This is a genomic window from Zobellia alginiliquefaciens (genome assembly GCF_029323795.1).
GTDB classification, from domain to species: domain Bacteria; phylum Bacteroidota; class Bacteroidia; order Flavobacteriales; family Flavobacteriaceae; genus Zobellia; species Zobellia alginiliquefaciens.
On record NZ_CP119758.1, the window covers coordinates 4,274,060 to 4,289,143 of the forward strand.

General features: G+C 39.8%; 17 protein-coding genes. 3 read left to right on the forward strand and 14 right to left on the reverse strand.

What is annotated here, in order from left to right; translation table 11 throughout:
* Window positions 1-91: 91 nt before the first annotated feature.
* The 3 genes from P0077_RS17400 to P0077_RS17410 all read right to left on the reverse strand — a co-directional run bounded on the left by P0077_RS17400 (window position 92) and on the right by P0077_RS17410 (window position 3,975).
* Window positions 92-346 (reverse strand): type II secretion system protein GspG, encoded by a 255-nt coding sequence (locus P0077_RS17400; protein ID WP_276169222.1) that lies wholly within the window; start codon window positions 344-346, stop codon window positions 92-94.
* A 9-nt stretch (window positions 347-355) separates the two neighbouring features.
* Window positions 356-559, reverse strand: a complete 204-nt coding sequence (locus tag P0077_RS17405; RefSeq protein ID WP_276166484.1) for a hypothetical protein — start codon at window positions 557-559, stop codon at window positions 356-358.
* Window positions 560-720: 161 nt separating this feature from the next.
* Window positions 721-3,975 (reverse strand): T9SS type B sorting domain-containing protein, encoded by a 3,255-nt coding sequence (locus P0077_RS17410; RefSeq protein WP_276166485.1) that lies wholly within the window; start codon window positions 3,973-3,975, stop codon window positions 721-723.
* 382 nt (window positions 3,976-4,357) lie between these two features.
* Here P0077_RS17410 and P0077_RS17415 point away from each other — a divergent pair, with 382 nt between their 5' ends.
* Both P0077_RS17415 and P0077_RS17420 read left to right on the forward strand, forming a co-directional pair.
* Complete coding sequence (locus tag P0077_RS17415; RefSeq protein WP_276166486.1) at window positions 4,358-5,113, forward strand: IS110 family transposase; 756 nt, start codon at window positions 4,358-4,360, stop codon at window positions 5,111-5,113.
* Window positions 5,114-5,125: 12 nt separating this feature from the next.
* Window positions 5,126-5,413, forward strand: coding sequence for an IS110 family transposase (locus P0077_RS17420; RefSeq protein WP_276169223.1), 288 nt, complete (start codon window positions 5,126-5,128; stop codon window positions 5,411-5,413).
* A 307-nt stretch (window positions 5,414-5,720) separates the two neighbouring features.
* Here the strand turns inward: P0077_RS17420 and P0077_RS17425 are convergent, their stop codons facing one another.
* The 8 genes from P0077_RS17425 to P0077_RS17460 form a co-directional block, all read right to left on the reverse strand.
* Window positions 5,721-6,119 (reverse strand): DUF3997 domain-containing protein, encoded by a 399-nt coding sequence (locus P0077_RS17425; protein ID WP_276166487.1) that lies wholly within the window; start codon window positions 6,117-6,119, stop codon window positions 5,721-5,723.
* Between the two features lie 380 nt (window positions 6,120-6,499).
* Window positions 6,500-6,880 carry a DUF2750 domain-containing protein gene (locus P0077_RS17430; protein WP_276166488.1) on the reverse strand — a complete coding sequence of 127 codons (381 nt, stop codon included), beginning with the start codon at window positions 6,878-6,880 and terminating at the stop codon, window positions 6,500-6,502.
* Between the two features lie 63 nt (window positions 6,881-6,943).
* On the reverse strand, window positions 6,944-8,494 hold the full coding sequence (locus P0077_RS17435; RefSeq protein ID WP_276166434.1) for an IS1182 family transposase: 1,551 nt from the start codon (window positions 8,492-8,494) through the stop codon (window positions 6,944-6,946).
* Window positions 8,495-8,695: 201 nt separating this feature from the next.
* Complete coding sequence (locus P0077_RS17440; RefSeq protein ID WP_276166489.1) at window positions 8,696-9,001, reverse strand: hypothetical protein; 306 nt, start codon at window positions 8,999-9,001, stop codon at window positions 8,696-8,698.
* Between the two features lie 68 nt (window positions 9,002-9,069).
* Window positions 9,070-9,585, reverse strand: a complete 516-nt coding sequence (locus tag P0077_RS17445; protein WP_276166490.1) for a hypothetical protein — start codon at window positions 9,583-9,585, stop codon at window positions 9,070-9,072.
* Between the two features lie 44 nt (window positions 9,586-9,629).
* Window positions 9,630-10,076, reverse strand: a complete 447-nt coding sequence (locus tag P0077_RS17450; protein WP_276166491.1) for a UPF0158 family protein — start codon at window positions 10,074-10,076, stop codon at window positions 9,630-9,632.
* Window positions 10,069-10,413, reverse strand: coding sequence for a DUF3024 domain-containing protein (locus P0077_RS17455; protein WP_276166492.1), 345 nt, complete (start codon window positions 10,411-10,413; stop codon window positions 10,069-10,071). The genes P0077_RS17450 and P0077_RS17455 overlap by 8 nt, the downstream gene beginning before the upstream one ends.
* A 230-nt stretch (window positions 10,414-10,643) precedes the next feature.
* A complete protein-coding gene (locus tag P0077_RS17460; RefSeq protein WP_276166493.1) occupies window positions 10,644-11,105 on the reverse strand; it encodes a hypothetical protein in 462 nt (153 codons plus the stop codon).
* A gap of 285 nt (window positions 11,106-11,390) precedes the next feature.
* On the opposite strand from P0077_RS17460, the gene P0077_RS17465 reads away from it, so the two are divergent.
* Window positions 11,391-12,962, forward strand: a complete 1,572-nt coding sequence (locus tag P0077_RS17465) for an IS1182 family transposase (RefSeq protein ID WP_276166494.1) — start codon at window positions 11,391-11,393, stop codon at window positions 12,960-12,962.
* 101 nt (window positions 12,963-13,063) lie between these two features.
* Here P0077_RS17465 and P0077_RS17470 read toward each other — a convergent pair whose 3' ends face one another.
* The 3 genes from P0077_RS17470 to P0077_RS17480 all read right to left on the reverse strand — a co-directional run bounded on the left by P0077_RS17470 (window position 13,064) and on the right by P0077_RS17480 (window position 14,967).
* Complete coding sequence (locus P0077_RS17470; protein WP_276166495.1) at window positions 13,064-13,564, reverse strand: hypothetical protein; 501 nt, start codon at window positions 13,562-13,564, stop codon at window positions 13,064-13,066.
* 216 nt (window positions 13,565-13,780) lie between these two features.
* Window positions 13,781-14,200 (reverse strand): carboxypeptidase-like regulatory domain-containing protein, encoded by a 420-nt coding sequence (locus tag P0077_RS17475; RefSeq protein WP_276166496.1) that lies wholly within the window; start codon window positions 14,198-14,200, stop codon window positions 13,781-13,783.
* Between the two features lie 212 nt (window positions 14,201-14,412).
* Complete coding sequence (locus tag P0077_RS17480; RefSeq protein ID WP_276166497.1) at window positions 14,413-14,967, reverse strand: hypothetical protein; 555 nt, start codon at window positions 14,965-14,967, stop codon at window positions 14,413-14,415.
* Window positions 14,968-15,084 lie beyond the last annotated feature (117 nt).

Consider the following 15,084-nt stretch of genomic DNA (forward strand, 5'->3'; position numbering starts at 1 on the left):
TTCATATATTACATTATAATTTTCCATTAAGAAATAACCGATAATACAGAATAGACTAATTATGTAAAGTCGTACAATTTTTAAATTTCTTTTATTGCGATTTGATGTCATCTCCCGTTTTAAGTTTTCCATCCGAACCAACAGAAATGATTAAAAATCCTTGCCCATTCTCCGTAATCTTAAATTCATACTCTCTATTCCAAGCGTCTTTTTTCCAATCTTGTCTCAAAGGATTATTTCCGATTAATTCATTCAGGTCTGTTGGATATTTTCCAAACTTCTCATTCCAATTTGCCATTCTCTCACTAATTTCAGCTATTTCTTTTTCAGTTTTATCAGGATAGATAGACGTTCTTTAATAACCGAAAAATAGTAATGCGCTTATACTTCCAACTACTAAAAACGAAATGACCATAATTGAACTCGGTTGTAGAAAATATTTCTGAATAGCTCTTTTAACACCATCTTCTTTTTCTTTTTTACTAATTCGTTTCCGATGTTTGTAATCCTCGCGAATAAGTCCAAATTCTGCTAAAGTCGAAAGTATTAATTTAATCATTTAGTTGGTTTTGGTAAATGTGCTACAACGGTTCGTGTATGATTAGTTGCGGACTTTTCCAACGGAAAATGTCCGCCCGGTTCTAAAGATAATTGATTGCAAAGGATTCCGTTTAAGGAATCCGCCCGCAATTAATTATACACCGTGTTGGCAACTGGCTTTTATCTTTTTAAAGTAAAGTGGCCCGAAAAAATGGTGCCTTCTCCTAGATTGGCCCGGAACCAATAATCGTTAGAAATCATTTCCCTACCATTGAAAAAACCATCCCAACCTTCGTCTTCAGGTCGTAATTGGGCCAGTAGTTTTCCATACCTGTCAAAAATATAGACTTGAGCGTCTGGAAATGCTTCGATGCCAAATATTTGCCAATATTCGTTGAAACCATCATTGTTTGGGGTAAAAAACCTTGGATAATCGATAAGGGTAACTTGCTGGCTATCTTCTCCACAGCCCTTTTTGTCGCGGACCATAACTGTGTAGTTGCCCCCAAGGATGTTGGGGAAATAATTACTGTCTTGAAATACCACGCCATCTATCGAATATTCAAAATCTCCATCACCAGAGGCTATAATTTCAATATAATTATCGGTAGACAATTCTCGCCGTTTTATTTCAACAATGGTCGGTAGTTCAGACCGAACGAGTTCAAATTCATAGTGGTTTTCGCAGTATAGTCCGTTGGTAGTTTGACCAATTGTAAGGGTATACATTCCTTCGCTCGTAAGTTCCGTTTCAAAAGCGTTGGAGATTACAGAGCCGTCCGGTTGGGTCCATTGGTAATATTCAAAATCGGTTTCTATTTGTATCGCTAATGAGGGTTCAAGTCCGCATATAAAATATGTTTCCTCTAACAAGGCTGTTGATGGTAGTTCAGTAACCACTAGGTCAATGCTGGTTTCCGAATAACATAAATTGTTCAGTTCATTTTCCACACGTACCAATAAGGTTTGATTCCATGCTGCGGTATTTTCGTAAAAACTGGGCAGTGGATTTGGCAATTCCACGCCATCTTCTTGAATGAAATGTGTGACCAAGCCTGTCTGACTTCCCAGGATTTCAGCCTCAACATGGGAAAGGTCAAATTGGGCGAAACCATTCCCCAAATCACAGGCGTAGATGGGTTGCGGGCTATTGAGTTGGGGTTGCGAAGACGTGCGTAGCAATAGCTGGGTCTCTTCATAGCAGTAGGTCTCCTCGTTGGTTACCCGTACGGTAATGGTTTCCTCATTGCTGACCGTATTGGTATACGGATTGGGTAAAGGGCTGGGCAATACAAGGCCATTTCCATCAAAGTAGGATACCGTTAGACCAATTTGGCCCCTAGTAACCTGAGATTCCACATTGGAAGTGTCAAAATATTCTGAAATGTCATCACCATTATCATCACAACCAATCAAAACTTCGGGTTCATACGCCATTGGAAGTGGATTGACCATTAATCGAAATGAAGCTTCGTTAGTGCAGTTGTTGACACTTTCCACCACCTGTACCGTAATAACCTCTTCATTGGCAACAAGGTTCTCCACAGCATTTAAAGGGTCCCCAATAGGACTGCCATCGGCGCGATAAAATGAGACGGAAGCTGCAGTATTATCGGCCAAGATAATATTTTGTACCTGTTCCAAATCGAAGGTTGAAAATCCGTCCGTTCCATTGCTGCAAACAAAGAGGTCGGTAACTGAAGAAAGGTCGGGAATCGGATGTACAATCAAGTCAAATGTCGTTTCGGAATAACAACATAGATTATTGGCATGGGCTACCCTGACCACTATGGTTTCCCTATCCCTTACCGTGTTGGTAAATGTATCAGGTAAGGTTTCATATTCATTTCCACTCCCATCAATAAAGGTAACTTTCATATAGTTTTGGCCGCCTAAGACTTGTGCGACAGTCTGCGAAACATCGAACGAAGATGAAATTCCAGTGCCGAAAATGTCTTCACAAGCATAAAGGTTATCTATGCCATACGCATTTGGAGGTTCTTTGGCCTCTATGGTTTCCGTCAATACTTCAATAGTACCATCATTACCCGTTACCGTGGCTGTAATTGTGTAATTGCCGTCAGAAGAAAAATCATGAAAGGGTGATAAATCATTGGAACTATTGTCACCCCCCGATGCAGGGTCTCCAAAATCCCACACTACCGAAGCAACATTTCCAGCCGGTGTCACGCTGAATTCCTTTAAAAATTCTGAACAGACATTGGATATGTTCATTGAAAAATTATTGGTGACGTGATGTACGTCTCCTGTGACATTGATGTAAAAATTGGCATCAGGCCTTCCAAAATCTTGGGTGTCTACGTATTCGTCAAAGCCGAAATCGTGTTCGGATGAGGTTCTAGTACATCCTCTTTGCCATGAAACACCTGTATCTTGGCTAGAACCTGCAATAAATGCCAAGCCATCTCCATATACAATTCCTTTATGTACTTCAACAAGAATACGATTGACTCCAGCCGGGACGACGATAGGAGTATCAAAGGCTACATTTATAATTCGAGAATTCCTATCTATATTCGGTGAAAGCTGTTGATATTGACTACTGCCTATTAAATTTGCTTCAGAAAATGAATCTGGAAAATTGTCATCAATCTCATAAATATTGAAGCTTATTTCGGGAAGCCACCCTACTTTATTAATGCCAACTTGCCCAGAGGTAATTACAAATTCTTCATCGTCAGAGATTCCAAAATCATCTAAATAAAAGTCTCTTGCCCAATAAATATAAGAGGAGGAGCACGAGTGTATTCGAGTTTCTATGATATCGTCACATAAATTATGGGATAGGGTTACTGATGCGCCGCTTTGGGCAATGTTTTGGATTTCTCCAGTGACATTTATAAAAAAATTGGCATCAGAAACGGATGTATTTAAGTCTTCGGTGCTAATATGCGTATAATGTTCCCTGCATCCTTTAAACCAAGAGGTGTCATTGTCAAATTCAGTGCCCGCAATTAAAACCTCTTTGTAGTCATCATTATAAATGTCGTCCATTTGCGTGACCTCTACCAAAATTCGTTCAACGCCTGCAGGTATGACTACCGGGGAATCAAAATTTATCTGAACGATTTCAGGTGTATCCCCAATTTCAGGTGCCAATACCAGATTTCCATAACTAATTCGTTGTGGGTTTTGGGTGGGCGCTTCGGAGGTAAGACTGTAAAAATTAAACACCAGTCTGGCGCCATCATATGAATTGCCAATGGCTACCTGAGCCGAATTGATTAAAAACTGATCTGCTGTGGTTATGCCAAAATCAGAAAGTGTAAAAGCCCTTGCCCATGCTTCTTCATATTGGCAAGAAGTCACATCAGTTTTTATTGGGGTGTTACCAATATTGTGTGTTAATGTAATTTGCGCAGAAATCACATTGCATAACAAAACAAATGAGACTAGAAGTAGGTTCTTGAGCACTGATCAGTAGATTGTTTAGGAATATAACGATTTCAAAATACTAATTGTTTGCTAACCAGCTAAACTTTTTTGATTAGGGGTAAGAAAAAGCGTTATACAAACACTTTTAGTTCCTATCGCTTTCAAAACTTTTGGAGCTTGTTTTTTGACACAGTACCTAAGCGTAGTGCGGAAGTAAGGAAACTTTTCGTTTCCGTCTTAGCACGAAGCTAAAGCTTTTTGTTTAGTTTGATTTTTTTTGTCCAAAGCTAAATCCCAAAGATTTAGCGACACAATAAATATACTCAGACCTTTCGGTTTTACCCAAAAGTCCGCATTACGTTTAGCATCGATGAAAAAGCAGCAAGTCAAGTATCTTTAAAGTTCACTAAAACAATAAGATATGAACACTCAACAAACTGCTTTCCCGAAGTTATACATTGGTATCGATATTCACAAACGAAGTTGGAAAGTACATTGTGCAACAGATTTGTTCGCAGGTAAGTCTTTCAGTATGTCGCCCGACCCAAAGCAATTACATGCCTATGTTTCAAAACATTTCAAGGAGTATGAAGTTGCCGTGGCCTATGAAGCAGGTTGTTGCGGTTACCATGCCCATCGCTGTTTTGAGAGTTACGGTTGGCGTAGTTTAGTAGTCAATCCGACGGACATTCACAGAAAGGGCAAGGAGAAACATGCCAAGACCGATAGGATAGATGCGCAGTTGATAGCTAGGGAGTTGAAGGATAACCGATTACAGAGTATCACAGTGCCGGATAGGAAACGGGAAGAGCTTCGAAGTTTGTTCAGACGCAGGAACGACCTTGTAAAGGATTTTAGAAGGATAAAGAGCTATATAAAGATGCAGCTGTTGTATTTCGGAATCAAAGAGCCTGAAGAATTTGATAATGACCATTGGAGCCATAAGTACCGCAATTGGCTGGATGATATAATGTTCGAGTACCCAACGGCGAAGGCCACATTGGAGAGTAGAATGCGTTTCTTTCGTTTTGTGGACCAAGAGCTTCGGGATGTATCGACCCAGCTGAGAAAGTATTGCAAAGTGCATTACAAGAAGGATTATCTATTGCTTAGAAGTATACCGGGAATCGGAGGTATCGTGGCGTGCGGCATATTATGTGAACTAGGTGATTTATGACGTTTTAACAATATCAAGCATTTGGCAGGTTACGTAGGTCTGGCACCAAGTATGTATCAAAGCGGAAACAGTCAAAGGACAATGGGCATGACTCCACGTGCGAACCGTTTATTAAGGAGTTATTTCGTGGAGGCTTCCTGGCAAGCTATCCGTGCAGACCCTATTATGCAGGCTTACTATCGTAAACATCAAGGAAAGAACGTAAAAAGTATTATTGTCAAAGTAGCCAGAAAGCTACTGAGTAGAACCTTGGCGGTAATAAAGACGGAAGTTCCATATACCATTGGGGTTATTGAATAATAAGTAGAAAAACAATATAATAAGAATCATAACAAAGCTCTAGAATAGTAGTGAGGACCGTATCACAAAACAAAACCCGTGACCTGTACCGTTCAGTATCACATTTTTAGCAAGTGACCGGTTTTATTATAATTTATAATAATACAGATGCCGGTGACGTTTCAAGTGTTGAGACGATCACAAATAGGAGTGCGAGCAAGTTATATTAAAAGAAAAAAAGGTGGTTTAAAGTAAAAAGAAAATATTAATTAACTTTAGAGAGAACTGGACGAAGGCTTTTCATAGGAGGTTTTGTTGTATGCAGTTTTTATTTCAATTCATGGAAAACCTTAGTGAATTCTAGCTTTTCAGATACCTGCAATTCCTTTTTTTTAAATTCAAACTGCTCTAATGATAAAGGAACACTCTTACTTGCTCTAGCCACTTCAATTATATGGTAATACGTCACATTTTTGTTCAGTCCGTTTACAGAATCTTTGGGATGGCTTTTTGCAATTATAAAATTATCATTATGTCCAACTTCAAAAACAGTTTGTTCCACAATTAGCTTAGACTGATGTTCTCCAGGAAAATACCAAATACTCATTTCGTCCAGCGTATTATTAGCAGTTAACCAATATTTGTCCGTTATCTCTTGTTCCACTAATCCGGCACCAAATAAACAAGATTGAAGCAGAATTGTAAATACGACTACAAATTTTCTCATGAGTTTATTTGGTGATTTTAAATTGCATACAACGGTTGGGCTAAGCGTAGTGCGGTGGTACGCCATCTGCGACAGCAGTGGGCGAGTTGGCGCGCTGGCCAGTTTCCGTCTGCGCACGAAGCTAAAGCTTTTGGTTTAGTTTTATTTTTTCTTGTCAAAAGCTAAATCCCAAAGATTTAGCGACTTCATAAATATACACAGACCTTTCGATTTCGCCCTAGAGTCCGCATTACGTTTAGGTTTTGTTATCTCTTGTTTTTCTGCGTCTGGGTAAGCACGTTGTATTACTTTTACCTTAGCAACCAAGCTAAAAAGTCCATCTGCGCAACAGTTGCGTTTGAGTAAAGTCCATTTACGTAACCCTGAATTTTTAGGATTTTTTATTCGTATTGTTCGCATTCAAAAATCAAATGGCTTTTCATTTCACTCGGTTTAATGACAATTGCATCAAATACGCGATTCGGAAATGCTCCAATCAAATAATTTTCCTGTTCTAGCTTATCTAACCACTCCAAAAACGGACTTAATTCTACCCTCACAACATTATGATCAATCCAGTCCGAGTTTAGGAACTCCATTGCGAACTCCATTTCAGGCCATACCGGAATACATTCCGTTTCGCCATTCGAACAAGTAACGTAATCTCCATTTTTGTCCGAAATAAGGAATACTTGCTCAAAATCAGCAACTTTACGCACTAAAAAACCATACCTCTCGGATGGTTTTAAGTTAAAAACGTTCTCGATTTTTTGATGGTTCATAATTTTTATAAAATAAGAGATAACGGCAGTCTGTCTCAAAACCACCTTTTATTTTGAATAAATTTACACAATTTGGGATATACGAGATATGGGCCTGAAAGATGGGGGGATTTTCATAAATTCGGATATATGGGACAGGACCCCATCTTTCAGCCTTTTAACGGTTAGAAGAGGCTTTTTTAAGATGTTCGTTCGGTGATTTTCCCTGATTTCGGGCTTCCAACCTAATTTGATAAGTCTTTTTAAATTATACGCCAATGCAATAAGCCCAAAGTCTGCACCGGCCGCAGGGATTCCCTTTTTGGTGATGATGTGGTCAAAGCCCCATTGCCTTTTTATGGTACCGAAAGGATGTTCGACAAGGGCCTGCCGTTTTTTGTAAACATCTGGTTGCTCCTCTACCCTACGGGCGTTACGTTCGATAAACGTTGTGAATTCGCTGCGCTGCAATATCTTTCCATTTTGCTTTGCCGATGTGCATCGGTTGCGCACCGGGCAATTTTTGCACGCTTTCGTTTTGTATTGTTTGAACCGATAGTTGCGTGCCCTGTACCAGTTTCCGTTACTGGTAAGCTCATGGCGCTGTGGGCAGCGATAGCTGTCCCGTTGTGGGTCGTAGTTGAAATGTTCGGCATTATATGCCGGGTCCGGTGCCTGGCTGGCACGGCCGATACCGGGCACGGCCACCAGGGTGTCGACCCCAAGGTCGTCGGCCACCTTGAACTCGCTTCCGGTATGGTAGCCTTTGTCATATAATGCGGTAAAAGCGTTGGTGCTCAAAATGGCCTTTGCCCTTCTGAGCATACCGCCCATGGCCTTTTTGTCGTTTTGGTTGGTGATCTTGTAATCGATCAGGAGCTTATGGTCGGCATCCACCGTTGTCTGTGCGGTATAACAGACTTCCGTTATGGTGCCCCTGACGATTTGGTGGCGGCTATCGGGATCGCTTGTGGATATCTGTGGGTTTTCCGTGGAGGTGTCCGCCCGTAGTTCCTCTTGGATACGGAGATATCTTTCCCTTTGTCGTTCCCTGTTTTCTGCCAGTTTACGGATATCCTCCTTTCGGTCGCCGTCCGCCTCGGCCAGCTCCTGTTGGTGTTCTTCGAGCTTTTTATCGATGTATTCCAGGTGGCGTGCGACCTTCTTTAGGTTAAAGTTGTTCTTTTTGCTGTTCTGCGCCCTGAGTTTGGTGGAATCTCCGGCAATGAGGATTGCGCCGATCAGCTCGTGGTTCCTGGCTATGGACACCGTGGCTCGGAACACCCGTTTTATCGCCTTGGGATTGTCCTTTCTAAAACGGGCAATAGTATTATGGTCTGGTTTTAGGTTGCCGAGCAGCCACATCAGTTCGATGTTGCGGGCACACTCCAACTCTAAATTTCTGGACGAACGTATCCGGTTCAAATACCCATAGATGTAAAGCTTCAAGAGATCGGCGGGGTCATAGGGCGGACGCCCTTGCGATGCCATGGGCCCAAACCCTAAGGCCTGTAGGTCCAGACCGTCCACAAAACGGTCAATGGTGCGTGCCGAATTTTCCTCGGCGATCATATCATCCAAACAAGTGGTGTAGAGGGTAAGCTGGGTACGGGATTGTTTCTGTTGATACTCCATACTTAAAGATAAGGAATATCGAACCTTGCGAGGTAAAGCTATCTTTAAGTATTGAGACAGTCTGACGGTCTCGTATAACCGTCAGTTACGGGTTAAATTAGCGATTATTTTAGGTTTAGCACAGACGTTAGCAATTCCGAGTGGATTCGGACGTAGTCGAATCCGCCGTAATTGCGGTTATACATTGTTGTAACCAGTTTTTTATTCCACTTTCTCATAGTAATGATTCAAGTCGTAATTCAATATGATTTTTGGTTTTTCATAAATCTTATTGCTGAAATATGTACTATGTCCCGCTTTTCCGAATTCATATTCGTAAGTCCAGTCAATTTCGGTTGTTAGTATTCCGTAATTAACTTTATAAGTTCCATTTCCGTAATATCCGCTCGTAAATGTTCGATCCGATTTTAATATTAAAGTGTCTGCTTTATGAGGTGATTCTAAACAGCAAATTTCATTACCGTAATTCGTATTTGCGTAAACTCCTTCAACAGTATTTTTCGTCATTGGAATATCACATCGCAAAACTAAAATTGCGATAAATAAAAATGTTCCAATTCCAATTAGGATGCGTTTCATTTAATTTTAGGTTTTAAAATCAAAATTGCAAAGGTCGTAATGAAAATTATTGATGGTATCTGAAAAGCCAAATAGTTAAACTTCTCAATTGGTATTTCTGTTAAACGCCTAATTAATGGTGTGAGCATTAACCCAAAAATCAGGATTCTAAAAATTCTCTTTTTAAAATATCTCGTAAAAAATGAAATAAGTCCAATTAATCCAATAATTGCAAAAATTTGGTCATTATTGCCAAATTCAAAACTTGTCCAAAATAGCCATACAATAAATGGAATTCCAATCATTTGTCCCATTAGAATTATCAGCGAGTAAGAAGTCAAAGAAATGGTCTTTATGATGGTTTCAAATTTCAATTTCGAGGTTTTTCTTAAATTGGTTACAACGGTTGAGCTATGAACAGTACGGGAGCAAACTAGCGTTTGCATTCCGCCACGCACATAGCGAAATCTTTGTGTTTTGTTTTTTCTTTTTTTCTGCCCAAAGCAAAATCCCAAAGATTTTGCGGACTTCATAAAAATACACAAACCTTAGCGTTTAAAGCCTAAGCCCGTATTGTTTATAGGTGTTGTTGTGCGCTGGCTTTTCCACATTCTAATTGGCTTTCAACTATTTTTTCGAGTTCATTTTGTTTAAAATCAAACCATTTTTGCCTAAAATCTGATTGGTCGATTATATTTTTAAAATTCTGAAATGGCTTTTTCTTTTCTAAAATGTCTCTTAATTTTAATTTGAATTTTTCGTCCGTCATTTGCTCAGAGAAACGTTCCATTATTTTAAATGACTCAAAGCTTTCTAATACTTCAAATTTTATAAAATCCGCTTTGTGGTTCTTTATCTTATTTAAGTCATCTCGGAAAAACTCCTTTAATTCTTGTTCGTCTGAAGTGTCAGAGAAGTTTGGAATTGTAACCATTTCCTTTGTTTTCAAATTGTAATAGCAGTTATTTCCACAATCCAGATTTTCAGCAATTTCCTTGACAATATTTTGTTGAAAATTATCCATAAAAGCAATGGTGTTTATCTTCTTTTATGATTTGTATGATTTTTTCCAAATGTGTTGATTTTGGAAAAGGTTCGTACAATTCCCATTTTCCACTAGCACGCATCCAATATAGATTCCATTCTTGTTTGGACTTGTAGAATCTAATTTTAGCAAATTCAATTTGTTGTTGTTCTTTAGGATTGTTCCAGTCAGGTCTAATTTCATAAAGCAATGCAACTTTTCCGTCATATGAGTATCCGAAATCAAGTTGAGCACGAATCTCTGGATTATCCGGACGTAATGATTCCACGTATTTTTTTAAGGTCGATTCGTTAATGTCAATTGTGGTGTTTTTCATTCAACTAAAATATTTTTCAACTTGCGCACAACGGTTTAGCTATGAACAGTACGGGGGCAAACTAACGTTTGCTTTCCGCCACGCACATAGCGAAATCTTTTTGTTTTGATTTATTTTTTCTTGTCCAGAGCAAAATCCCAAAGATTTTGCGGACATCATAAAAATACGCAAACCTTTGATTTAAGCCTGAAGCCCGTATTGTTTATAGGTTTTGTTGTAAGCAGTTTTATTTAGCAATACAATTCGGGATTTTTCGTATGCTTTATTGGTTCATCATAAATCAAATGCCAGTCAATTATTCTGTCCGAAATCCAATCATAAATTTCATCCCCCGTTTGTGGTTCGTCTTCAATTTTCAATAAATCCAATTCACTATTAATTTCGGAAATAATCTCTTTGTCAAATACACGCTCATCAGTTAGTTTTTCCCGCAAGTATTCCACTAATATTCCGTGGCATTTTTCATTAAAATTGATGTTTCCATTGCGATTAGCTTCGTCCCGCAATTTTTCGATTGCTCTTAATAATTCTCCAACCACAAATTCCGCCTGTCCATTCTTTGGAACGTAATTAGCCCAAATTCCCCTAGCTTTTTCATCATAAGCTTTCTCCTCACGTATTTTCAAATACTGTTCGTATTCGCCTAACTCTTTTTCCTTTTTTCTACCGAAAAGGTTTTTAAAAAATCCCATTTTAAATCTAAGGTTAAATTGCTTACAACGTCTCGGCTAAGCGTAGTGCGGTGGTAAGGAAACTTTTCGTTTCCGTCTTCGCACGAAGCTAAAGCTTTTGGTTTTGCTTTTTCTTTTTTTGTCCAAAGCTAAATCCCAAAGATTTAGCGACTTCATAAATATACACAGACCTTAGATTCTAGCCCATAAGTCCGCATTACGTTTAGGCATTGTGCCTGTTGCACAAGTTAGGAAAAAATAGGGTTGTGATCATTGCCAATAGGGAGAAGGATCGTAACTTTAGGTATGCAGGGAAAAAAGGAGTATCAGGAAAAGCTTTTTGCACAATTTCAACTAAGCGAGCGCATCCCCAAGAACAATTTTTACAGGCGTTTGAAATGCGTTCTGGATTTGGAATTTCTTTATATGCTTACCCGTCCCTATTATGGAGAGAGCGGCCAGAAGAGCATCGACCCCGTTGTGTTCTTCAAGTTATGTCTTGTAGGCTACTTGGAGAACATCATCAGCGACCGTAAGCTTATCGACCATTGTTCTATGCGCTTGGATATACTATATTTCATAGGCTACGATATCGACGAGGAGCTGCCATGGCATTCTACCATAAGCCGTACCCGCCAACTTTACCCGGAGTCGGTATTCGAGGAAGTGTTCACCAAAGTCTTTTGCATGTGTGTTGAGAAGGGGATGGTCTCCGGTCATACCCAGGCGATCGACAGTGCGCCCGTGAAAGCGAACGCTTCTATGGATACCTTGGAGCCCAAGGTACCGGAAGATGAACTTGACGAGCACCTTAGAAAGGTACGTACCCTTAGTTCGATGGATAAAGAAGCGCCCCACCGCAAGAGTAAAGGCGACAGGTCGGATAAAGGACAACGAAGTGTTACCGCCAACAATAAGGAACTTGATGCGATAAAGGGCAGGAACAAGAAATGGGCAAAAGATCAGGATCAGAGACCGGGCGCAGGTAACAAAGGAGCAAAGTATACGAGCAACAAGACCCATTACAGCCCTACCGACCCCGATGCCAGGATAAGCGTAAAGCCGGGCAAGGCCAGAAAGCTGAACTACCTCAGTCAGTTGAGCGTCGATACCGCCCATCATGTGATCACGGACATCAGGGCATACCATGCCGATGGAAAGGACAACCAGCAGTTACAGGATATCGTACAACGCCTACAAAGAAGATTATGGCAACAGGGCTTCGTTTTTGAGAACTGCGTGGCCGACACGGGCTATAGCAGTGGCGAGAACTATGCCTTTTTGGAAAGCAGGGGGCTCAAGAGTTTCATACCCGCCCACGGAACCTTCAAGGGAGGTCCCGATGGTTTCGTTTATGAACAAGGGACGGACAGCTACCGCTGTCCCCAAGGGAAAACCATACCGTTCACCAAGGAGTTCAGGGACCATCGCACGGGAACAAGAAAGAAGGAATACAGGGCAAGAAAGCATATCTGCACCGGGTGCCCCATACGCAGTAGCTGCCTGGGCAAAAGTGCACAGGAGAAGAAGTTCGGCGTCACTTATTACCGTGCGGAATATTTTCGTAACATCGCCCGGGTGAAGAGCCCCCAAGGACGCTATATGAAGGGTAAGCGGCAAAGCACGGTAGAGCCCGTATTCGGAACGTTGACCCAGTTCATGGGACTGAGGAAGATAAATACCATCGGGATCGAACAGGCCAACAAGGTAATGCACCTATCTGCGATCGCCTACAATCTGAAAAAGTATCTGAAATTCGACCAAAAACTTGTGGAAAGCGGGGTAGGAACACCCGCTTTTGCAACACTTGTCAAAAGTGCCTTTGAATTACTGTTCGGTCCTTCTTTAAAGCGTCCAAAATTAGCTTTCCCTTTCTGAGCGGCCAAAAAAAAAGCCCGGTAAAGAGGCTTGTATAAATCCGCTTTTTCAGGGATTAATGACTTGTGCAACGGTTACCATTGTTGTGTATAGTGCTTTTTTTATTCAATCCAACTCGTTTTATATACTTTTGATATTTCTCCATTCTCAAAAAAGAATAAATAAGCTATTCCATTTGCGCCTTCTTTTCCGACTCGGTTTGTTGTCACGTTAATCAGCAAATTATCGTTGTCCAATTTAGATAATTCCGCATTCGGTTTTCTTTTCTTTTTCACACAATCTAATTCCAATTCGGAAATTTTGCGTTTGGTGTTTTCTAGTTTTTTATAAATCGGATAAGTTTTGGTCTTATCAAAATCAAATATCTTTTCTTTTTCAACACCTAATTGATGAGCAACATATTCTGATGAAAAAATATCATAATTCCATCCGTTTCCAATTTTGGAATCAAATCTAAAATTCCGAGTTTTTAATTCCTTATCAGCTTTAAGGTATTTAACCGCTGATTTGATTTGTCCGCACAGTTGTCCGTCAGAAATTTTCTCCAAATTCTGTCCATAAACCGAAGTCGTTAACAATAAAAGAAGTATTATATTTTTCATTCGAGACGGTTTTTCCGCATTATACACAACGGTACGGCTATGGCAAGTTGGGCAGCAAGGAAACCTTTTTGTTTCCGTCTGCGCTCGTAGCCAGAGCTTTTTGTTTTGTAATTAATTTCATTTTTTAATTGCCAAATCCAAAAGATTTGGCGGACTTGGCAAACACGCCCAATCCTTTAAATTCAGCACTTTATGCCCTATTTGCTATAGGTTTTGTTAGCAACTGCTATTTTTCCACACGTTCTGTTTTTCCGCTTTTTTATATAATTTTTTTAGTCGTTTTTCAATTTCTCGATACGCTTTGCGATATTGCCTTTCTGTCCAAATTGCTCCTAAACAATTCACATCTTTATCCATCATTATCAAATTCAGAGTCTGAGTCGGCTTTTCAATTTTTATTTTGTCAGTTGTCAGTCCAATCATTTGAAATTCCAGAGTGTCATTTTCCGTTGCGATTATTTCATAGCCACCATTTTGGTCAGATATAGATTCCGCTCCGCTATTCAGGTTCGTGATTTTTACTCCGAATAAACAAGTCAGTTTTTCATCCACTATTTTTCCGCTCAAGTTTGGTCCAATTTGAGCAAAAGTCAAATTAGAAATGCCAATTAATATTATGAGCAGGATTCTTTTCATAGTTGTTGCTAACGGTCTGGGCTAAGCGTAGTGCGGGGGCAAGGAAACTTTTCGTTTCCGTCTGCGCACGAAGCTAAAACTTTTGGTTTAGTTTTATTTTTTCTTGTCTTAAGCTAAATCCCAAAGATTTAGCGACATTATAAATATACACAGACCTTTCGTTTTTGCCCTACAGTCCGCATTACGTTTAGGTTGTGTTGTGCAACGTTTTTTTACGCGATTTCATTTCCGTCAAAGTCCCACTTATACACTTTTTTGTCCCAATCCAACGCTTTGATATAGTTGTCCGAAATTTCAAAATCATCTGTTTTATCAGCTGACACAAAAATATCCGCCCCTCCATTTTTCCATACTATTTGTCCATCGTCGTCAATTCTTGAAATTTCCATTTCTCCATGAACTATATAGCCATTTTCTATCTTAAAAATCTCAAAACAAGTAAACTCGTCCACTTTGGATTTCCAGATTAGATTTAGGTCTGGTATTCCTAAACAAAAAATCGTGTCGCCGCAACAAACTAATATTCGCTCTTTTTCAATTATTTGTGAAGTCTCGTGTAATCCAGAAGCACCCCCTTCGGCGCCAATAATTGCGTTTTGAGATTCAAGTCCATTTTCTAAAATCTGTATTCCGAATTTTGTTGCAAGAATAAAGTCTGATTCAGTAAAAAAGCTTTTTCGATACTCGATATTATTGTCCTTCGAACCTATTTGAAAATCAGATTCGTTTAATAATTTGACGATATATTTTCCAATTTCGAATGTCATTTGAAATGTTGCACAACGGTAGGTATAACCGAAGTTACGGGATTAAAGTTAATGTTTTTCGGCTTATCACAGGCTTTAGCAATTGTGAGTGGATTCGGACGTAGTCGTATCCGCCGT